The sequence below is a fragment of the Arthrobacter alkaliphilus genome (assembly GCF_021483235.1).
In the GTDB taxonomy this organism is placed as follows: Bacteria; Actinomycetota; Actinomycetes; order Actinomycetales; family Micrococcaceae; genus Arthrobacter; species Arthrobacter alkaliphilus.
The window spans coordinates 15,957-36,178 of sequence record NZ_JAKEEC010000011.1 but is presented as its reverse complement, the minus strand read 5'-3'; the positions used below and the strand labels follow the sequence as shown (position 1 = coordinate 36,178).

The following is a 20,222-nucleotide window of genomic DNA, read 5'->3' as shown; positions in this document are numbered from 1 at the left end:
AGGATTATGCGGCAGCTTCTTCATCCTGAACGGCAGTCAGCGGCTCGAAGATGGCCTTGATCTGCTCAACGACTTCGGCGTCGTCCTTCGGGTGCAGTTCAGCGAAACGGATCATGGAGCCGGGAACGGCAAGCTTGACGTCCTCGAGAACCTTGGCGCCGGCGATGCCGGCTGCCTTGCGGGCCTCGTCCTGTGCCCAGACGCCGCCGAACTGGCCAAAGGCGGTGCCGACGACGGCGGTCGGCTTGCCTGCCAGCGCGCCCGCGCCGTACGGGCGGGACAGCCAGTCGATGGCGTTCTTGAGGGATGCCGGCATGGTGCCGTTGTGCTCCGGGGTGACCAGCAGGATCGCGTCGGCCTGTTCGGCTGCGGCGCGGAGGGCTGCGGCTTCGGCGGGAACCTGGCCTTCGACGTCGATGTCTTCGTTGTAGAACGGGATGACGCCGAGGGAGCCGTGGATCTGTACTTCAACGTTTTCCGGGGCGTTGAGTTGGATGGCTTCGGCGAGCTTGCGGTTGTGGGAATCGGCACGGAGGCTGCCAACAAGGGCGAGAACGGTGTTCTTGGACATGGGAACTCCTTGGGTGTGGCCGCGGGCGGAGCCGCGGACGCTCGGTTTTGGAGGCTTTTGCTGCCTTCGTAGAGTCTAAACGGACTGCGGTCCGCTTAATATTCCCATGGCTAGAATGTTGCTGTGAGCCTCATCCCCATCCGGCCCGGTTCGCCTTCCGGAACGCAGCCGGAGCGCAGTGACGCCGCGCGTAACCGCGAACGGCTCCTCCAAGCTGCCAGGGATCTCGTGGCCGAACACGGAGTGGACGCCGTCACGATGGACATGCTCGCGTGCCGGGCGGACGTCGGGAAGGGAACGGTCTTCCGGCGTTTCGGCAGCCGTGCAGGACTCATGATGACCCTGCTGAGCGATGCCGAAGCGGAATTCCAGCGCAATTTCATCTTCGGTCCGCCGCCGCTCGGCCCCGGAGCTCCACCACTTGAACGCCTTATTGCTTTCGGCGAAGCGCGCATCAGATATGTCGAAGAGTACGGCGAGTTGGCGCGTGCAGCGGCAGAGCATTCCCCGCAAAACCGGCACGACGCCCCGCCGGTGGTTGTGTGGCACCGGCACATCGAGATGCTGCTGCGGGAAGCGGGCCTTGACCGCGATCCTTGGCTTCTGGCTCTCTCCCTCGGCGCCACACTGGATCCGGAGCGCATGCTCCATGCCCTCCACGCCCACCGGGTCGCGCCTGAGCGCCTGGCGGCGTCATGGCGCGAGCTCGTCACGCGATTGCTGAAAGACTGCTGACATAACCTTCGCCGTGCCATTCACGCCCGGTAGCGTAGCGGCATGACCCCCGCACCGATCCGCACCGCCGTCGTCGGCTTTGGCCTTTCAGGCAGCGTCTTTCACGCGCCGTTCATCGCGGCAAGTCCCGCGTATTCCCTCGACGTCGTTGCGACTTCGGATGCAGGCCGGAAGGCCAAGGCCCAGGAGCGGTATCCCGGCACGCGGATCGTGGACGGTCCGGATGACGTCTTGGAGCTTGCCGACGAGCTGGACTTCGTGGTGCTCGGCACGCCGCCCGCGACCCATTACCCGCTCGCGAAAGCAGCGCTGGAAGCAGGGCTCGACGTCGTCGTGGACAAGCCCTTCACGGTGACCAGCGCTCAGGGGCAGGAACTGATCGAGCTGGCGGCGCGGCTGGGGCGCGTGCTCACCGTCTACCAAAACCGCCGCTGGGACGGCGACGCCCTCACCGTGAAGAAGCTGCTCGACGCCGGGACGCTCGGCGAGATCATGCGCTGCGAGGCTTCGATGGAGCGCTGGGCGCCCGAAATCAGCAAGGCGTGGAAGGCCGGTGCCACGGTGGACGACGGCGGCGGGCTGCTCTTCGACTTGGGAAGCCACCTGCTTGACCTCGCCGTGCAGATGTTTGGTCCCTCCGAAGTTATCCACGCCGAAATCCTGTCCCGGCGGCCCCAGGAAAAAGCCGACGACGACGTCTTCCTGGTCCTTCGACACGCTTCCGGTGTGCTCAGCCACGTCGCCATGAACGCCAACAGCCAGCTGCACGCTCCGCGCTTCCGCATCCTGGGCCGCAAGGGTGGGTTCGTGAAGTTCGGAATTGATCCCCAGGAACCATTCATCGTGGCGGGCGGGCTGCCCACCGATGGTGATTACGGCGTCGATGATCCGCACAACAACGGCACGCTGGAAATCGACGGCGTGCGGACCACGGTACCCACCGAACGTGGCGCCTACCAGGAGTTCTACCGCATCCTTGCCGAGAAGATCGCCGACGGCGGTGCTGCGTCCACTTTGCCGCTCCCCGTGGATCCGGCGGGACCAGTCGCGGTACTGGAGCTGATTGAGCAGGCCAGGGCACTCGCCTGAAAGTTTTTTTGGATCGGGCGTAACTTCGCCGGGATCCCCAACGATGTAAGGGGAGTGTGGGCCACGTCCGCACTGATCGTCCGGTAGCGACAAAACCGCTGCCGGAACAGTCCCAAAACGTTTGTCGGAGGGTTTCATGTCCTTGTTCACTGTCCTTGCCACCAGCAAAATCGCCGCCGGCGTCCTTGCCGCCGGAGCTGTCGCGGTTGGCGGAACCGGCGTAGCAGCCTTCAACGGAGCGCTTCCCAGCGATCTGCAGAAGAGCGCCCACGAGATGCTCGGTGCCCCGGCTCCGACCGGATCCAAGGCAGCCGAGTCCCCGGAGTCCAAGGCTGCTGAAGCGGTCCAGACTGCGACGTCCAAGGCAACTGACGCTGCTGCCGATGCAAAGTCCAAGGCCGCGGGCACCGTCAACGACGCAAAGTCCAAGGCCGCAGGCGCCGTCGACGACGCAAAGTCGAAGGCCGCCGCTGAAGCTGCTTCGGCCAAGTCCGCCTCGGCTGAGGCATTCGACCTCTGCACCGCTCTCCTCAACGGCGGCCTGAAGGGTGACGCCAAGGTGCCCGGTTACTCGTCACTGGTAGTCGCTGCTGGCGGCGAAGCCAACGTCAACGCACACTGCGCTACCGTCGTGAGCGAAGGCAAGGCTGCCGGCCTGACGGCTGACGGCTCTGCTTCCGCCAAGGCCGACGCCAACGCAAACGCCGCCCTGCCCGCCGCACCGGCTGTTCCCGCGGTACCGTCCGCACCGGCCGTTCCTGCTGTACCGGCTGTCCCGTCGCAGGTGCCCACCGCACCTGTGCACGTGCCGTCCGATTCTGTTACCCCGTAACACTGCGGCTACCCTTGAATGGCGGGGCTCCTTGGCTGAATGACAAGGGGCCCCGCGACGCAACAGACTGCGGCAGCGGTCGTCTCCTAGGCCAGGGATGATGACCGCGCTGCGTGGGATGGAGGGGTCGCGGGTGCTTGACCCTTTGGCTGATGAATATTTGCAGGCGGACAAGGAAGATCCCGCGCTGCTGTTCACGGCTGCCTACAACGAGTTTTCGGGACCGGTGTTCGGATACCTGCGCGCCCGCGGCGTGGACGACCCGGAAGCAGTAACCCAAGACGTGTTCCTTGCTCTCTATCCGAAACTGGAGTCCCTCCGCGGAGGCCTCCAAGGGGCCAAGACCCTGCTCTTCTCGATAGCGCATGCGCGAATGGTGGATCACTACCGTAAGCGGGAACGCACCCCTGATTCCTCGCCGTACGAATCCGACCTGGATTTTCGGCGCTCGCCTTCGGCCGAGGAGCAGGCATTCGGGCATGGCGCAGGCCTAGGGGTAACAGAGCTACTGGCCGACCTTAATCCCGACTACCGGGAGGTCCTGGCCCTACGGGTCGTGGCTGACCTGTCGTTGGAAGATACAGCGGAGATCATGGGCAAGTCCCAAGGAGCCGTAAAGCAGTTGCAGCGCAGGGCATTGAGTGCACTGAGAGAACGTGCACTACTAAGGAATGGCACATCATGAGCGAAACATCCGCATCTTTCGGCGAGCAAGGCGTTGACCGCCTGCTTGCTGAAGCCGGGCTCGACGAAGCGTACGAGATCCGGGCAGAGCTGCTTGAACTTCGCGCCCTTGCGGGCGTCCGCCCGCAGCCTTCAGAGGCTGTACGAGCGTTGATGGCACCCGGCCGGCTGGCAATCGTTCCAGCAGACGGCGCCGCGCCTGCCGAAGCCGGCACCCCCGTGGAGCCGGCTTCCCGCGCCACGACTGCACCCGTTGACGAACTGGCCGCACGTCGCCGCAAAAAGGGACGCCTGACCTTTGCCGCCGTCGCCGTCGCCGCTTCCCTCGCAGCAGGTGCCACTGCAGCTGCAGCGTCGGAGGGCGGTATTCCGGGAACGATCGAGCACTTGGGCGCCATGGTGGGATCGGTGGTCTCCCAGCTCGCCCCCGGATCAGGCACTAAGGCTCCGCAGCAGCCGGCACCCCGCCAGGAGCCGGTCCCGGTTCCCTCCCGGGAGACAAGCATTCCCTCATCGCCTTCTCCGGAGTCTTCGGCGCCCGGGACCCAAAGCAGTGCGCGTCCATCACCGCACGCCACTCCAGGCACTACCGCGTCCGGTTCCGCGACGGATCCGCGTAATGGACTGCCTGACATAACCGAGGGCCACCCGGGCCCCATCACGGTCCCGACGCCGGCCGTCCCGGCGCCCACGCTCCCGTTGCCCCAGCCCGTTCCTTCGGAGATTCTCCCGGTCAATCCGGTGAAGCCCTAATCAGACGCCCTCGCAGATATCGCGAGCTTTCACCCGACGCTCGGTCACAAATACGCCCGATTCCTGCAACGCTCGCTCAGAAGATGTGAGCGGGCGTTGGAGGGGACGACGACGGCGGGGTGCCGCTTCCCGTGGAAGCCGTACACCGCCGTCGGGCTCTCTAATCCGCGCCCGTTTTCGCCCGACGCTCGGTCACAAATACGCCCGATTCCTGCAACGCTCGCTCAGAAGATGTGACCGGGCGTCGCGAAAAGAACCAAGAGATCTGACCGGGCGTCGCCAAAAACACTGACAGATGTGACCGGGCGTCGGAGGCGACGACGGCGGCGGGGTGCCGCTACCCGGTGAAGCCTTAGCAGACGCCCTCGCAGATATCGCGAGCTTTCACCCGACGCTCGGTCACCAATACCCCCGATTCCTGCAACGCTCGCTCAGAAGATGTGACCGGGCGTCGCCAGAAACACCGGCAGATGTGACCGGGCGTCGCCAAAAACACCGACAGATCTGAGCGGGCGTTGGAGGGGACGACGACGGCGGGGTGCCGCTTCCCGTGGAAGCCGTACACCGCCGTCGGGCTCTCTAATCCGCGCCCGTTTTCGCCCGACGCTCGGTCACAAATACGCCCGATTCCCGCAACGCTCGCTCAGAAGATGTGAGCGGGCGTTGGAGGGGCCGACGACGGCGGGGTGCCGCTTCCCGTGGACGCCGTACACCGCCGTCGGGCTCTCTAATCCGCGCCCGTGTTCGCCCGACGCTCGGTCACAAATACGCCCGATTCCCGCAACGCTCGCTCAGAAGATGTGACCGGGCGTCGCGAAAAGAACCAAGAGATCTGACCGGGCGTCGCCAAAAACACTGACAGATGTGACCGGGCGTCGGAGGCGACGACGGCGGCGGGGTGCCGCTACCCGGTGAAGCCTTAGCAGACGCCCTCGCAGATATCGCGAGCTTTCACCCGACGCTCGGTCACCAATACCCCCGATTCCTGCAACGCTCGCTCAGAAGATGTGACCGGGCGTCGCGAAAAGAACCAAGAGATCTGACCGGGCGTCGCCAAAAACACCGACAGATGTGACCGGGCGTCGGAGGCGACGACGGCGGCGGGGTGCCGCTACCCGGTGAAGCCGTAGCAGACGCCCTCGCAGATATCGCGAGCTTTCACCCGACGCTCGGTCACCAATACCCCCGATTCCTGCAACGCTCGCTCAGAAGATGTGACCGGGCGTCGCCAGAAACACCGGAAGATGTGACCGGGCGTCGCCAAAAAAACCTCCAGATCTGACCGGGCGTCGCCAAAAACACAGACAGATGTGACCGGGCGTCGGAGGCGACGACGGCGGCGGGGTGCCGCTACCCGGTGAAGCCTTAGCTGACGCCCTCGCTGATATCGCGAGCTTTCACCCGACGCTCGGTCACCAATACCCCCGATTCCTGCAACGCTCGCTCAGAAGATGTGACCGGGCGTCGCCAGAAACACCGGCAGATGTGACCGGGCGTCGCCAAAAACACCGACAGATCTGACCGGGCGTTGGAGGGGACGACGACGGCGGGGTGCCGCTTCCCGTGGAAGCCGCACCCCGCCGTCGTCGCTCTTTAGTCCGCGCCAGCTACACGCGGAGCGAAATTAAGCCGCGACCAAGCTGTGCCAGTCGGCGACGAGGGGCAGGTTGTGCGCCTCCGACACCGAGTGGTGCGCCACGTGGCCTCCGGCGATGTTGAGGCCGGCCGCGAGGGCGGGGTCGCGGTCGAAAGCGGCCCGGACTCCCAGGTTGGCCAGCGACACCGCGTAGCGCAGCGTGACGTTGGTCAGAGCGTAGGTGGAGGTGTTCGGAACGGCGCCGGGCATGTTGGCGACGCAGTAGAAGATCGTGTCGTGGACCTTGTACGTGGGTTCCTGGTGCGTGGTGGGGTGGGTGTCCTCGAAGCAGCCGCCCTGGTCCACTGCGATGTCAACCAGGACGGAGCCGGGCTTCATGCGGGACACGAGCTCGTTGGTGACCAGCTTCGGGGCCTTGGCGCCCGGGATCAGCACGGAACCGATGACGAGGTCGGCGTCCACCACGGACTTCTCGATTTCGTATGCGTTGGAAGCAACCGTCTTCAGGCGACCCTGGTAAAGGGCATCCAGTTCACGGAGGCGGTTGATGTTGATGTCCATGATGGTGACGTCGGCGCCCAGGCCCAGCGCCATGGCTGCGGCGTTGGTACCGGCAACACCGGCGCCGAGGACAACAACCTTGGCCGGGCGGACACCCGGGACACCGCCCAGCAGCACACCCTTGCCGCCGGCCGGAGCCATGAGGGAGGAAGCGCCGACGACGACCGACAGGCGACCGGCAACCTCGGACATAGGAGCCAAGAGGGGCAGCGCGCGGCCATCCTGGACGGTTTCGTAGGCGATGGCCGTGACGCCGGAGTTGATGAGTTCCTGGGTCAGCTCGGGCTCAGCGGCCAAGTGGAGGTAGGTGAAGAGGATCAGGCCCTTGCGGAAGCGGTGGTACTCGGCCTTGATGGGTTCCTTGACCTTCATGACCATGTCGGCGCGTGCCCAGACGTCGTCGGCTTCGGCCACGATTTCGGCGCCGGCAACCGCGTATTCCTCGTCCGTGATGCCGGAGCCCAGGCCTGCGCCCCGCTCGACCAGAACGCTGTGGCCGTGGGTGCGGAACTCGTGAACGCCGGCGGCCGTGATAGCGACGCGGAATTCGTTGTTCTTGATCTCTTTGGGGACACCGATGATCATTTGGGCTCCATCTTCGAAAGGCTTCAACGGCCTTTTTCTCTGCGGGGGACTGTGCATCCAGAATAAATCCGCTGTGAGCCAGCCGACAGGAAAGGCGACCGTCGCCGTTGCTGGCTTCCGCGGAATTCCGGAGTTTTTGCGGCGAGCAGCTCGACATTTGTCGATCTTGGAAGCGTCAGGTGTCGCCTAGTGTTGGTGGGGCGAAGTAGTGTTTTCTCCATGCAGCAAGACGTGGAGAAAATCGTCGAGGATGTGGCACTCAAGCTGGGCCGCGGCCTCTCCCTCGAAGACCTCGACGGCGTGCTGCTTGCCTACAGTTCCAACCAATCCCACGCCGACCGCGTGCGCGTGAATTTCCTCCTGAGCAAGCGTGTGCCGGTGGACGTCAGCGCATGGCAGCTCTCGCACGGCATCGCAACCGCGGTGCGTCCCGTCGTCGTACCTGCCAATGACGAACTCGGGATGGTGGGGCGCGTCTGCGTCCCGCTGCTGGTGCGCGGATTCCGTGTGGGATACCTCTGGGTCCAGCAGGACCTTGACGAGCAGACCGCGACGGCGATACTCGCCGAATTGCCGGGCGTCCGGGACGAGTTGGACCTCCTTGCGGGGCTGCTGCTCGATTCCAACACGGCGGAGTCGGAGTTCCGGCGCCGCCGTGAGCAGGAATTCCTGGCCGCATGCCACGGCGAATCCAACGCGGTGGCGGCCGTGGCGGGATGGAAGGAGCTCCAAGGCCGGGGGCCGTGGCAGCTGGTTACCGCGCTCGATGCTGAGGACAGTGGCGGCGTTTCCGATCCTATCGCCGCAACCCTGACACACCGTTCCGCCGCTCTACAGGCAACTATCGGGGTTGATTCCGTGCTTTTCAGCGCCGGCACGGAGACGCACGCGGTCCTGCTGTTCCGCGAAACCGGCGGACGGGCAGAGCATGCCCAGGTTCTGGTCCACTATCAGCTGGAGCTCGCCAAGCGCGCCGGCCGGAAGGTTGACCGCGTCATCCTCGGCATCAGCGAGCCGTTTCCGGCGATCCGCCAGCTGGGCGGGGCGTACCGGCAGTCGAAGCTCGCGGCCCAGGCTGCCGCCGTCGATCCTCCACTGGGCGAGCTCGTGGACAGCCGCTCGGCCGGGATCTACCAATTGTTCGAACAGCTACAGGCGCCCGGGGGCTGGGACGATTCCGGATCCGCGCACTTCCAGAAGATCGAGGACGCCGACCGAAACGGCGAGCTGCTGCCAGTGCTCGAACTGCTTTACGACAGCGACGGCTCCGTGCAGGACGTCGCCGCAAGGCTTCACCTGCACCGCAGCAGCATCTACAACCGGCTGGCCCGGGTCCGCCAGCTTATCGGTGCTGATCCGCTGAATGGTGCCACCCGGCTCGAGCTCCACGCAGCGCTCAAGGCGCGCCGCTGGGCACGAAGACCGCGGATTTGAAGCGTTGGTACCGGAAGCCGCGCTGGCCTACTTGTTGAGCTGCCTCAGCTGAATGCTGCACCGCCAGCGGTCCTGCCGGGGTTGGGTCATGTTCGCCCGGGTGTTCCGGCAGCACCGTCCGTGCCACTCGACGGCGAATATCCGATGCCCTCCCATCCTCACGGGAGTGCCTGGGTTGCTGCGTCCAAAATCGACCCCAGATCGCCCGGTTGGGTGGGCGTTGGACTCGGGGTCGGGCTGGACGGGGTCCGCGGCTTCCAGGAACCTGTGGGTCCGGGAGAGGGGGTGCCCGTCTGCGGCGGCGTTGGGGATGGGGATGCCGGCCCGGTCGGACCCGGGCTTGGTGCCGGCGCAGGTTGAGTCCCCGGAGGTTGAATCGTCACCGGAATGGAAGGAACTGGCGCCGGGGTGGTGGGGATTGGGGGAAGGGCCGACGGGACAGCGGGAACCTGGACGGAGATCGATGGCGCCGAGACGCTCGACGGTTCAACGGCTGCTGGTCCTTGCGGTGAATGCTGCGCCGGGTCTGCGGCCGACTGGCCGGCCTTGGAGCTTGCAGTCGATGGTGAAGGTGATGCCGAGGTGCCGAGAGATGTGCTTGGCATCGTGGAAGGGGCACCCGATTGCGTGGAGACTTGGCTGTCTGAGCTAGGGGAGCCCTGGGCGCCCGACTCGTGGCCGAAGAAGGGCATCTCGAGGGCTTGTCCCACGGAGCCGGCGGCCAGCAGGATGCCTACGGCACCTGTCACGACTGCCATTCGGTTGCTCATCGTCCGGACGGCGGCGGCCTTCTTCAGGACGGCGTGCGGTTCCCGGCTAAAGGAGGAGCCGGCAAGGCTGGCCGGAGCGACGCCGGTGCGGGTTGCCGGAGCGAGGCCGGCAGTTGCCGGAGCGACGACGGCGCGGGTTGCCGCGGGAGGAGCCACCGTCGGTATGGCTTCGGTGGCTGGTTCAGTTGCAGCGGGAGTAGGGGCGGCAGGAACCGTGGGTATGGCCGCGGTGGCTGGTTCAGGAGCCACCGGAGGAGCCACTGGAGGAGCCACTGTCGGAATGGTCGCGGTTTCGCCGGCGCTGGAACCCAGCTCCTGGGCAGCCCGCTGCCGTTCGGCCGCGCGGGCGGCCGCGCGCGTGGTGAACGGCGCCGTCGTCGTCGGCGTGGCCGCGGGGGTGGGTGCCGCCGTCGACCTCAGCGGGTCGGAAACCGGCGCAGGGACGAATGGTGCGCTGTCTTTTGCCCGACGGCGTCCGGTCGGTTTGGTGCTCTCGCGCGCCATTTGGGCACGGCGAGGCTGATCCATGGTTGGGGACATGGTGGTTGCCTCTCAACGCCTTCGAGGTTAGCTGTCGGGTTCGGACGAGGCCGTCCGGCCGCGCATGGCGGCTTCACCCCAAGGGCCTGGAATGGGCCCGGAGACTCTGGGTCCCCCGTCTCTGCCGCGGGTCTGGCGGGATTCCGGGGTGCGGCAGAGCTCGGCGTCAACCCGGAAGCGGCCCGGTGGGGATTGGGCCGCCCCTCGACGTTACAACAGCCGGCATGCAAAGTCACATTTTAATAACGGGGGAATCTCCCCGGTTTCCATGCGCCGGGCAGCGGCACAGAATCGTGCGGCACTCAATCCCGTGAGGCTCCCTACTCGTCGTGCCCCTGGTCCATGCTCATCTGGTCCTCGGCGGGTGGGGTTTCTCCGGGCGGCACGCCGCCGCCCGGCTCGAGTCCCGTGATATTTCCGTTAAGCGGATCGGGATTCGCGGAGGCGGCGGCATCCTCCCGTTCGTCTCCGTCCCGCGCGTCTCCGGGTTCGTCAGCACCTGGCGCTCCGAACGTCTTAGGATCGTCTTCGGGGTCATAGCTGGTCATGGCACTCCTTTCCTAAGCACACTTAGTTCTGGGCCGTCCGGCCAGCGTAGTCTCCGGGACGGTAGCCCGGCAAGTGGATGGGAATTAGGCCTCCGGGGCCGGGGAGACGAAGCTCTTGATGGCATCGGCCACGGCCTTCGGTTGCAGGTGCTGGACGACGTGGCCACACCCAGGTATTTCTGAAAGGCGGCCGTCAGCCGCGGCTCGGGAAAGCCTGAGCGACCAGTCGGGCCCTGCCACGGGGTCACGTTCGCCGCGCAGCACAAGTACCGGGACTTGAAGGTCTGCCACGCGCTCCAGGGTGGGGTAGGCCATCATGACCGGGAGCTCGGTAAAGTACCAGCGGACCCCGCAGCGCAGATAATCCGTGAGTACGATCCAATTGGATGACGGGCTTTCGTGAAACAGTCCGTCGATGGTCAGCGCGAGCGACTGCCGCCCGACGTTCTTGTGCCGGGAATCCACCACGGGTCCCATAAGCACCAGCCCGTGGACCGCATCGGGTCTGTGCAAAGCTGTTTCGATGGCGAACTGAACGCCCATGGAATGTCCCACGAGGTAGTAGGAGTCGATCCCGAGGGACTTGAGGACCGCTGCGACGAACGCTCCGTAGTCCGCGACGCTCAGCCGGCTTTCGGGTTTGGGCGTACCTCCGAATCCCGGGAGGTCCAGGGAGTATGTTGGCCCCGACGCGGCGAGCACGGCATGGAGCCGCGCCAGATACCTATGCGAAACACCGATCCCGTGGATCAGTACGTAGGCCGGACCGCGGTTGGCCGGGCCGGGGCCGGGCTGGACACGACCGTGCGACGCGCCAGGCCACGCGGTCCAGATCCGCCCCCTGAGCCCGAGGGCCTCTACTTCAGTCGAAAACAACTTTGTCAGCTTGGCGCAACCTCCGGCCCGTCCTCCTTGTTATGCTTCTGGGTTTCTAGCCAGGCCATGATGTCCGCGAGCCTGATGCGGCGGTGCGTCCCGCGGTATTCCACCGGGATCTCGCCACGGTCGGTCATGTTCCGCAGGTAGGTGTGCGAGATTCCAGCGAGCTCGGCGGCCCTCGATGTCGTGAGCATTTCCTCGACGCTGCTCACCGTCACCGCCTCGCCGCGACCCAGCCTGGTAAGGAGGTCGACGACGGCGTCCCTCGCCTCATCCGGCAGCCGGTGCACCGTGCCGTCCACGAAGACGGTGATGTCGTTGCTGTCCTGGAGTGAGCGTGCCAGGGTCCGGGCGTCGTCCGCGGGCAAGCCAGGCGTAACGCGGGGAGCTATCAATGCCATGGCAGAAGCCTAGCCGTGCCCGGGGCTGTGCGGTTACGCCGCCGTGTTAGATTCACGCCTATGGTCAACTACCCCGCCCATCCGGATCCCGCGCCAGCCGTGGCCGCGGCAATCGACCTGCTGGTGCGGCAAGGCTACGACGCTACATCGGTGGAGGACCTCGCCGATGCCGCCGGGATCAGCCGGAGCACGTTTTTCCGCAAGTTCGGCTCCAAAGAGGACATTGTTTTCGCTGATCACGACCGTATTTTGGTGCGGGTTCACGACTTCCTTGCGGGAACGACGGCGGATCCGTTACGTGCCGTGGTGGACGCCGCGCTCCTGGTCTTCGGCCACCACGTGGGCAACCGGGAAACTTCCCTCGCCCGGTACGAGCTTCTGCATCAAGTTCCTGCCCTTCGTGACCGTGAACTCGTGATGGCGCACCGCTATCAGCGGGCTTTCAGGGACCATCTCCTTTCAGCCCTGCCCGAGGGTGAAAACCGGGAACTCACTGCCGTCGCCTTCGCGGCATCGGTGGTTGCAGTGCACAACAGCGTCCTGCGCCAATGGCTTCGGGCCGTTTCCGCTGGCGGGGAGGAACGCGGAGCCCCCGAGGTGTCGTCCCGGCTTGCTCGCGAACTGGGCGCATTGGCTGCCACTTTTGCCGGGTCTCCGGTTAGTGCCGGTGGTTCCCCGCACATCGAACCAACGCGCCCGGCCGTCGTGATCACCGTCCTCGACCGTTCAGCAGGCAAGGACCAGATCCTCCAAGCCGTGAGTGACGCCCTGGCTTAGGGGTGACATTGAGTTCCTTGACATGAAACTGAGTGTCAGCGCATGCTGGGAGTCGCAGATCGCAAACCCGAAGCGAGGATTCCCATGACGATGACGTCCGACAGCACCTCCGAAGAACTGGATGCTGTTTTTCCCACCGGCACCATGGAACCCGAGTATGTCCTGAACCAGTCGCTGGACCCTGACCCGGCCTCGGTTTTCAAGGACATAGACCAAGAAGACCGCGCCTACTGGGACCGTGCGCGGCATTTTGTCCAAGACGAAGTGCTCCCGGTCATCGCGGGGTACTGGGAGCGCGCGGAATATCCGCTGCACCTGGTGAAGCGCCTGGGTGAACTTGATCTGCTGCGCGACGGAATCAACGTCGACGGATTTCCGGCCATGAGCAAGACCGCCGCCGGACTGGTCACCATGGAACTGAGCCGCGGGGACGGCTCCATCGGCACGGTTGTCGCGGTCCAGGGCGGTTTGGCACTGCGGTCGGTGGCCGAATGCGGTTCCCCCGAGCAGCACGCCCGTTGGCTTCCAGTGCTTTCCCGGGCAGAGGAATTCGGCGCCTTCGCCTTGACCGAGCCGGCACACGGTTCCGATTCAGTAGGACTCGAGACGACTGCGACGGCAGTCGAAGGCGGCTATGTGCTCAACGGTGAAAAGAAATGGATCGGCAACGGTTCGATCGGCGGGCTGACGGTCGTCTGGGCCCGTGGCGACGACGGGCAAGTTCACGGATACCTGGTTCCGCAGGATTCCCCCGGATACTCCCCCACGACCATTGAGGGCAAGCTGTCACTCCGGGCCATCTGGCAGGCCCATATCCGCCTCGAGAATGTCTTCGTCCCGGCGGAAAACATGCTCCCGGGTGCCCGGAGCTTCAAGGACACGGCCCGGGTGCTCCTGGCGACCCGGCTGGGAGTGGCCTGGTCCGCCGTCGGGCACGCCACGGCCTGTTACGAAACCGCGGTGCAGTACGCGGCCCAGCGCCGGCAGTTCGGCCGGCCGCTGGCAGCCTCCCAGATTGTGCAGGAGCGCCTTGCCCGGATGCAGTCCGAACTCGCCACCATTCAGCTCATGGTCATGCAGATGACCAAGCTGGACGAGGCGGGCGTACTGACTCCCGCGCAGGCGGCCCTCGCGAAGTTCACGTGCACCCGGACAGCGCGCAGCATCGCCTCGAACGCGCGCGACCTGCTCGGCGGCAACGGGATCCTGTTGGCCAACCGCGTGGCCCGGCACTTCGCCGACATCGAGGGCATCCACACCTATGAAGGCACGGAAACCGTTCAAGCGTTGATTATCGGACGCTCGATCACGGGCATCTCCGCCTTCGCCTAAACCGCCTACCCCCGGACGCGGCGGGCCTCGCTACTCCGCGTCGAGGTCCGTTTCAAGCAGCGTCACGAGGGAGTCCAGCGCGGCGTCGGCGCCATCGCCCTCTGCACGGAGCACCACGACGTCACCCTTCGCGGCGCCGAGCGTCATGAGCGAAAGGATGCTGGCGGCGTCGAGCGCGTCGTCGGCAGGCGAACCGGCCATCGCGATGGTCACTTCAACCGGGGATTCCCCCGCGGCTTCGGCGAAGATCGCCGCCGGGCGGGCGTGTAGTCCGGAGCGGCTGGCGATAGTGGCGGTGCGTTCGGGCATGGTGTCTCCTTGTATGCGGGGGGCGGTACGGCGGGATCAGAGCCCGAGTTCCTCGAGGATCGGCAGTTTGGCCCGGACCCAGGCCTTCGCGTCGAGGGCATCGGGAGCGCTCAGAGCCAAGCGGGCCAGCTCCTGCGCCTGTTCCAACGTCACCGTCTTGAGAACGGTTCCGACGGCGGCCAGCGAGCGGGCGGTCATGGACAGTGTGGACACACCCAGGCCAACCAGCACGACGGCGAGGGCGGGGTCCGCAGCAGCCTCACCGCAGACACCGATTGGCTTGCCGCTGCCCTCTTCCGCCGAGCCCGCCACAGTCAGCTGGACAAGGCGCAGAACAGCTGGCTGCCACGGCGTGTTGAGTTCGGCGAGGGGGCCGAGTTGCCGGTCGGCGGCCATGGCGTACTGGGTGAGGTCGTTGGTGCCGAGGGACGCGAAGCCCACGTGTCGCAGCACCGACGCCGAGGTCAGGGCCGCCGAGGGAACTTCCACCATCACGCCGGGAGTCTTGATGCCAGCGGCATCGCACATCGACGCGAAGCGGGCAGCCTCGGCCGCCGTCGAAATCATGGGTGCCATGACCCAGACCTCAGCCTCTGTTTCGTCGGCCGCTATGGCGATGGCCTCAAGCTGGCGCCCCAAAACTCCGGGTGTGGTGAAGTCGGTGCGGTAGCCGCGCACGCCGAGGGCCGGGTTGGGTTCGGTGGCGTCGGTGAGGAAAGGGAGCGGTTTGTCGGCACCGGCGTCAAGGGTCCGGAGCACCACCTTCTTGCCCGGGAAAGCGTCGAACACGCCCCTGTACGCGGCGGCCTGTTCCAGCACCGTCGGTTCGGTATCGCGTTCCAGGAAGCAGAATTCGGTGCGGAAGAGACCCACGCCCTGGGCGCCCAATGCGGCGGCTGCCGCAGCATCCTTGGCCCCGCCGACGTTGGCGAGCAGGGGCACCAAGTGGCCGTCCGCCGTCGTGCCGTTTCCGTCAAAAACCGCCAAGGTTGCGGCGTTCGCAACCCACGCGAGGGCGGCCGTGCGGTGTTCTTCGGTGGGTTCGAGGGATAGTGTGCCGGCGGCGCCGTCCACGAAGACTTCGGTGCCGTCAGGAATTTCGTCGACTCCGCGGGCCGCGACGACGGCGGGCAAGCCGAGCGAGCGCGCGATGATCGCCGTGTGGGACTGCGGGCCGCCGCCCGAGGTGACCAGTGCTGTCACGACGGCGGGGTCCAGGGTGGCAGTATCGGCGGGAGCGAGGTCTTCGGCCACCAGGATGAACGGGGAGTCCGACGCCGGGATCCCGGGAGCGGGGACTCCGCGGAGTTCGGCGACGATCCGCGCGCGGACGTCCAGGACGTCGGTGGCGCGCTCGGCCATGTATCCGCCCAGGTTGTGGAGCATTTCGGATACGGAGGCGCCGGCTTCCCAGATGGCGCGTTCGGCTGAGCTGCCGTTGTTGATGAGTTTGATGGCCGACTTCAGGAGCATGGTGTCCTTGGCCATGAGCGCGGTGGCCTCGAGCACGGCCTTGCCATCTCCGCTGGCCTTGTCCGCGCGTGCCTTGAGCTCGTCGTGGACCGACTGGGCCGCAGCTTTGAGGCCCGCGACGGCCTCTTCCGCGGTGGTGGAAGCGGCCAGCAGCTCGCCCGAGGGCGGTTCGCTGACTGGTTTGGGCATTTGACGGATAGTGCCAATGACGCGGCCCGGGCTGACGCCTACTCCTTGGAAATTCTGCACTGAAATCCTCTGTTCCTGCTCTTGGATCCGGACCCACCGGCTGCGGCGCCTCGGGGCTCGAAAAAATCTCTTGTGACTCACTTCATATAGCGTTGCTATAGGTGCTAGGGTAGCGGCTATGAGGTTCGATGACCAGCTTCCGCCGAAAACTCGGCTGCTCCGTGCGGCTGCCGAGTTGCTGGCGAATTCGGACGGGTCACCGATCTCTACGCGCCAAATCACCAAACTTGCAGGCGTCACGGCGCCCACGCTCTATCACCATTTCGGCGACAAGGAGGGCTTGTTCGACGCCGTCGTTGCAGCCGGTTTCGAGGAGTACGTGGCGGGAGAACGGGACTTCGCACCCTCTGGGGAGCCCCTTGAGGACGTCCGCCGGATGTGGGACAACCACGTCCAGTTCGGACTGACCCAGCCGCACCTTTACTTGGTGATGTTCGGCAACATCCGTCCCGAAAGCAGGCCGGCCATCGTGGCTGATGCCGAGTCGCTTTTGGAGGAGATGCTGAGCAAGGCGGCCATTGCCGGGCAGATCAATGTATCCCCGCGTGAGGCGGCCAGGAGCATCCTGGCGGCCAATGTGGGAGTCACGCTCATGCTCATTGCAGAGCCTATGGAAGACCGGAACCTCGAACTCTCCACCATGACCCGGGATTCCATGATTTCCGCCGTGTCCACGGAAACAGCCCGTGGCGCCGCAGCAGATGACTCCGGCAAGTCATCAGTTGTTGTTGCGGCAATCGCGCTGAATGCGGCACTCCAAGCGTCGCATTCAGACCAACTATCCAGTTCGGAACTGAAGCTGTTCCTTGAATGGCTTCACCGAATTTCCAGCAGCTCCTAGAGCTGGGCCTCTTGGGTAAATACCGCTTGAGGTAGATATCGACTGATTCCGCGTTGATGCGGGACCCACGTTAGGAATTCACACAATGGCAACAGCGTCAGTTGCGAAAGAGCGCACCAGCGTGCGCGTTGGTGTCCAAAAGTTCGGAACGTTCCTCTCGGGCATGATCATGCCCAACATCGGGGCTTTTATTGCATGGGGCATCATCACCGCCCTGTTCATCAAGACTGGATGGCTGCCCGTCCCCGTACTCGGCGGCTTCGGCAACGACGCTGCCGGTGCGCCTAACGTGGGCCTTGTCGGCCCCATGATCACCTACCTGCTGCCGCTCCTGATCGCTTACACCGGCGGCCGGAACGTCTATGGTGCGCGGGGTGGCGTCGTCGGGGCGATCGGTACCATGGGCGTGATCGTCGGCGCCGGCATTCCGATGTTCATCGGCGCCATGATCATGGGCCCCCTCGGTGGCTGGACCATGAAGAAGATCGACTCCATCTGGGAGGGCAAGATCCGCGCCGGCTTCGAAATGCTGGTGAACAACTTCTCGGCCGGCATTTGGGGCGCCATTTTGGCCCTGTTCGGATTCTTCGGCATCTCGCCCGTCGTGCAGTCCTTCAGCACGGCTGCGGGCAACTTCGTCCAGTTCCTGGTGCACAACGGGCTCCTTCCGCTCACCAGCATCTTCATCGAGCCCGCCAAGGTTCTCTTCCTCAACAACGCCATCAACCACGGCGTTCTGACCCCGCTCGGCATCCAGCAGTCGCTGGACCAGGGCAAGTCGATCCTGTTCCTGCTTGAAGCCAACCCCGGTCCGGGTGCCGGACTTCTCCTCGCTTACATGTTCTTCGGACGCGGCGCGGCGAAGGCCTCGGCGCCGGGCGCTTTCATCATCCAGTTCCTCGGCGGGATCCACGAGATCTACTTCCCGTATGTCCTCATGCGTCCGCTGCTGATCCTCGGAACCATGGCTGGTGGCATGACGGGCATTGCGACCCTTGCAATCACCAATTCCGGCCTTGTGGCTCCCGCAGCCCCGGGATCCATCTTCGCCGTCATTGCCCAGACATCCCGCGACAGCTATGTGGGCGTCATCCTGTCGGTCATCCTGGCGGCGACGGTCTCGTTCCTCGTCTCCTCATTGATTCTGCGGACCACGCACCACAGCGACGAGGTCGACCTGAGCGAAGCCACCTCCAAGATGGAGGAAATGAAGGGCAAGAAGAGCTCCGTAGCTTCGGCCCTCGTGGGCTCAGGCGGCACTGCCGTCCTGACCAAGCCCATCCAGAACATCGTTTTCGCATGCGACGCCGGAATGGGCTCCAGTGCAATGGGCGCCACGGTGTTGCGCAACAAGATCAAGGCGGCTGGCTTCCCCGAGGTGAAGGTGACCAACGCGTCCATTGCCAACTTGAGCGACTCGTACGACGTCGTGGTCACGCACCAGGACCTGACAGAACGCGCCCGGCCGGTCACCTCCAGCGCCGTGCACGTCTCCGTGGACAACTTCATGAACAGTCCCCGGTACGACGAAATCGTCGACTTGGTCAAGAGCAGCAACGCCGGTCCCGGCGCTGAAAGCCCCGCGCCTGCCGCCGGTGCCCACGCGGCCGAGCCGGCCGCCGTCGGGGGCAAGGAAGTCCTTCTCCCCGAAAGCGTCGTCCTGAATGGCACCGCGACGGACCGCGATTCCGCGATCGACGAAGCCGGCCGGCTGCTGCTGGCGCGCGGCGCGGTGGACATGGCCTACGTCCACGCCATGCACGAGCGCGAAGAATCCGTGTCCACCTACATGGGCAGCTTCCTGGCCATTCCGCACGGCACGAACGCGGCCAAGGACCACATCATGCATTCGGCTGTCTCGTTCGTCCGCTACCCCGAGGGCATTGACTGGGGCGGCAAGCAGGTCAAGTTCGTCGTCGGCGTCGCCGGCATCAACAACGAGCATCTCCACATCCTGTCCTCCATCGCCAAGATCTTCACGGACAAGGCGCAGGTAGCCAAGCTTGAGCAGGCAACCTCGGTGGAGGAAGTGTTGGATATGTTCGGAAAGGTCAACGCATAGTGAAGGCAGTCCATTTCGGGGCAGGGAACATCGGACGGGGATTCGTCGGCTTGCTGCTGCACGAGGCCGGATATGAGGTGGTCTTCGCCGATGTCGCGGATGCTTTGATCAGCCAGCTCGCCGCAGCGTCCTCCTACGAGGTCCACGAGGTCGGCGAAAACGCGGCGGTCAAGACCGTGTCCGGGTTCCGGGCCCTGAATTCGGGCACCGAAGAGGCCGCCGTCGTCGAGGAAATTGCGACGGCGGACCTCGTCACCACGGCGGTGGGGCCGCACATCCTCAAGTTCGTGGCACCGGTGATCGCGAGCGGCATCGCGGGCCGGTCGCCGTCGTTGGCTCCGCTCCAAGTGATGGCCTGCGAGAACGCGATCAACGCCACGGACCTCCTGCGATCCGAAGTGGAAGCCGCTTGGGACGGCGCCTCGGGCGACCTTTCCTCTGCCGCTGTGTTTGCGAATACCGCGGTGGACAGGATTGTGCCCAACCAGGCGCCGGGCCAAGGCCTGGACGTCACTGTGGAAACCTTTTACGAGTGGGTCATCGACCGCACGCCGTTCGCGGGGAACGCGCCGGTGATCCCCGGCGCGACCTTCGTGGACGAGCTGGGTCCGTATATCGAACGGAAGCTGTTCACGGTCAACACGGGGCACGCTTCGGCCGCGTATTTCGGTTACGGTGCCGGCTTGGAGAAGATCTCCGACGCGATGGCCGACGCCTCCGTGGCTGCCCGGGTGCGCGCGGTGCTGGAGGAAACCAAGCAGCTTCTCGTGGCCAAGCACGACTTCGCCGAAGCTGAGCAGGAAGCGTACGTGCAGAAGATCCTGTCACGCTTCACCAACCCGTACTTGCCGGACACCGTGAACCGGGTTGGTCGTGCTCCGCTCCGGAAGTTGGGCCGGCACGAACGGTTCATCGGCCCCGCTGCGGAACTGGCCGAGCGCGGAGTCACCCCCGTGGCCTTGCTCGACGCGATCTCCGCTGCCCTTCGTTTCGACGACGGGGCAGATGACGAAGCCGTGGAACTCGCCCGGATGCTTGCAGAGATGGACGCAGCGGAGGCGGTTGAGCGCATCACCGAACTGCCGCCGTCGCACCCGTTGTTCCCGCAGGTGCTGAAGCTCGTCGAAGCCCGCAAGGCCGAGGCCTAGGGGAGAACGCTCGCTCACCCTCCTCCACGTGATGTGCAGGAGGGTGAGCTTT

General features: G+C 65.2%; 19 protein-coding genes and 1 riboswitch. Of the genes, 12 read left to right on the top strand and 7 right to left on the bottom strand.

All coding sequences use genetic code 11. The features are described 5' to 3' along the window. Nucleotides 1–4: 4 nt before the first annotated feature. Nucleotides 5–571 carry an NAD(P)H-dependent oxidoreductase gene (locus L0B83_RS09695; RefSeq protein ID WP_234758200.1) on the bottom strand — a complete coding sequence of 189 codons (567 nt, stop codon included), beginning with the start codon at nt 569–571 and terminating at the stop codon, nt 5–7. A gap of 123 nt (nt 572–694) precedes the next feature. Here L0B83_RS09695 and L0B83_RS09690 point away from each other — a divergent pair, with 123 nt between their 5' ends. From L0B83_RS09690 to L0B83_RS09670, 5 genes are all read left to right on the top strand, one after another. Next, complete coding sequence (locus L0B83_RS09690) at nt 695–1,306, top strand: TetR/AcrR family transcriptional regulator (protein ID WP_234758199.1); 612 nt, start codon at nt 695–697, stop codon at nt 1,304–1,306. 42 nt (nt 1,307–1,348) lie between these two features. Further along, nucleotides 1,349–2,395: a Gfo/Idh/MocA family protein gene (locus tag L0B83_RS09685; protein WP_234758198.1), complete on the top strand. Its 1,047-nt coding sequence runs from the start codon at nt 1,349–1,351 to the stop codon at nt 2,393–2,395. A gap of 136 nt (nt 2,396–2,531) precedes the next feature. Further along, complete coding sequence (locus L0B83_RS09680; RefSeq protein ID WP_234758197.1) at nt 2,532–3,227, top strand: hypothetical protein; 696 nt, start codon at nt 2,532–2,534, stop codon at nt 3,225–3,227. Nucleotides 3,228–3,360: 133 nt separating this feature from the next. Continuing rightward, entirely contained in the window at nt 3,361–3,912 is a 552-nt protein-coding gene (locus tag L0B83_RS09675; protein ID WP_234758196.1) for an RNA polymerase sigma factor, read from the top strand. Continuing rightward, nucleotides 3,909–4,664 carry a hypothetical protein gene (locus L0B83_RS09670; protein ID WP_234758195.1) on the top strand — a complete coding sequence of 252 codons (756 nt, stop codon included), beginning with the start codon at nt 3,909–3,911 and terminating at the stop codon, nt 4,662–4,664. The genes L0B83_RS09675 and L0B83_RS09670 overlap by 4 nt, the downstream gene beginning before the upstream one ends. Before the next feature lie 1,624 nt (nt 4,665–6,288). Here L0B83_RS09670 and ald read toward each other — a convergent pair. Next, nucleotides 6,289–7,407: an alanine dehydrogenase gene (ald, locus tag L0B83_RS09665; protein ID WP_234758194.1), complete on the bottom strand. Its 1,119-nt coding sequence runs from the start codon at nt 7,405–7,407 to the stop codon at nt 6,289–6,291. 219 nt (nt 7,408–7,626) lie between these two features. Between ald and L0B83_RS09660 the strand changes: the two genes are divergently transcribed. After that, entirely contained in the window at nt 7,627–8,841 is a 1,215-nt protein-coding gene (locus tag L0B83_RS09660) for a PucR family transcriptional regulator (protein WP_234758193.1), read from the top strand. Nucleotides 8,842–9,228: 387 nt separating this feature from the next. Then, nucleotides 9,229–10,134: a hypothetical protein gene (locus L0B83_RS09655; RefSeq protein WP_234758192.1), complete on the top strand. Its 906-nt coding sequence runs from the start codon at nt 9,229–9,231 to the stop codon at nt 10,132–10,134. Nucleotides 10,135–10,153: 19 nt separating this feature from the next. After that, nucleotides 10,154–10,299, bottom strand: a riboswitch (cyclic di-AMP (ydaO/yuaA leader). 172 nt (nt 10,300–10,471) lie between these two features. Here L0B83_RS09655 and L0B83_RS09650 read toward each other — a convergent pair. From L0B83_RS09650 to L0B83_RS09640, 3 genes are all read right to left on the bottom strand, one after another. Continuing rightward, the gene (locus L0B83_RS09650) at nt 10,472–10,699 is read right to left on the bottom strand and encodes a DUF6480 family protein (protein WP_234758191.1); all 228 of its coding nucleotides are present in this window, start codon (nt 10,697–10,699) and stop codon (nt 10,472–10,474) included. A gap of 84 nt (nt 10,700–10,783) precedes the next feature. Beyond that, entirely contained in the window at nt 10,784–11,584 is an 801-nt protein-coding gene (locus L0B83_RS09645; RefSeq protein ID WP_234758275.1) for an alpha/beta fold hydrolase, read from the bottom strand. Beyond that, on the bottom strand, nt 11,581–11,979 hold the full coding sequence (locus L0B83_RS09640) for a helix-turn-helix domain-containing protein (RefSeq protein ID WP_234758190.1): 399 nt from the start codon (nt 11,977–11,979) through the stop codon (nt 11,581–11,583). Before L0B83_RS09640 ends, L0B83_RS09645 begins: the two co-directional genes overlap by 4 nt. Nucleotides 11,980–12,039: 60 nt before the next feature. Between L0B83_RS09640 and L0B83_RS09635 the strand changes: the two genes are divergently transcribed. Together L0B83_RS09635 and L0B83_RS09630 are read left to right on the top strand one after the other, a co-directional pair. After that, nucleotides 12,040–12,756 carry a TetR/AcrR family transcriptional regulator gene (locus L0B83_RS09635; RefSeq protein ID WP_234758189.1) on the top strand — a complete coding sequence of 239 codons (717 nt, stop codon included), beginning with the start codon at nt 12,040–12,042 and terminating at the stop codon, nt 12,754–12,756. 84 nt (nt 12,757–12,840) lie between these two features. Beyond that, the gene (locus L0B83_RS09630; RefSeq protein WP_372461182.1) at nt 12,841–14,088 is read left to right on the top strand and encodes an acyl-CoA dehydrogenase family protein; all 1,248 of its coding nucleotides are present in this window, start codon (nt 12,841–12,843) and stop codon (nt 14,086–14,088) included. Between the two features lie 30 nt (nt 14,089–14,118). Here the strand turns inward: L0B83_RS09630 and L0B83_RS09625 are convergent, their stop codons facing one another. Continuing rightward, the gene (locus L0B83_RS09625) at nt 14,119–14,397 is read right to left on the bottom strand and encodes an HPr family phosphocarrier protein (RefSeq protein ID WP_234751838.1); all 279 of its coding nucleotides are present in this window, start codon (nt 14,395–14,397) and stop codon (nt 14,119–14,121) included. 36 nt (nt 14,398–14,433) lie between these two features. Further along, the gene (gene ptsP, locus L0B83_RS09620) at nt 14,434–16,119 is read right to left on the bottom strand and encodes a phosphoenolpyruvate--protein phosphotransferase (protein ID WP_234758188.1); all 1,686 of its coding nucleotides are present in this window, start codon (nt 16,117–16,119) and stop codon (nt 14,434–14,436) included. A 118-nt stretch (nt 16,120–16,237) separates the two neighbouring features. Here ptsP and L0B83_RS09615 point away from each other — a divergent pair, with 118 nt between their 5' ends. The 3 genes from L0B83_RS09615 (at nt 16,238) to L0B83_RS09605 (ending at nt 20,170) form a co-directional block, all read left to right on the top strand. Further along, complete coding sequence (locus L0B83_RS09615) at nt 16,238–16,960, top strand: TetR/AcrR family transcriptional regulator (protein WP_234758187.1); 723 nt, start codon at nt 16,238–16,240, stop codon at nt 16,958–16,960. Nucleotides 16,961–17,045: 85 nt separating this feature from the next. Next, nucleotides 17,046–19,022, top strand: coding sequence for a PTS mannitol transporter subunit IICBA (locus tag L0B83_RS09610; protein WP_234758186.1), 1,977 nt, complete (start codon nt 17,046–17,048; stop codon nt 19,020–19,022). Next, nucleotides 19,022–20,170 (top strand): mannitol-1-phosphate 5-dehydrogenase, encoded by a 1,149-nt coding sequence (locus L0B83_RS09605; protein ID WP_234758185.1) that lies wholly within the window; start codon nt 19,022–19,024, stop codon nt 20,168–20,170. Before L0B83_RS09610 ends, L0B83_RS09605 begins: the two co-directional genes overlap by 1 nt. Nucleotides 20,171–20,222 lie beyond the last annotated feature (52 nt).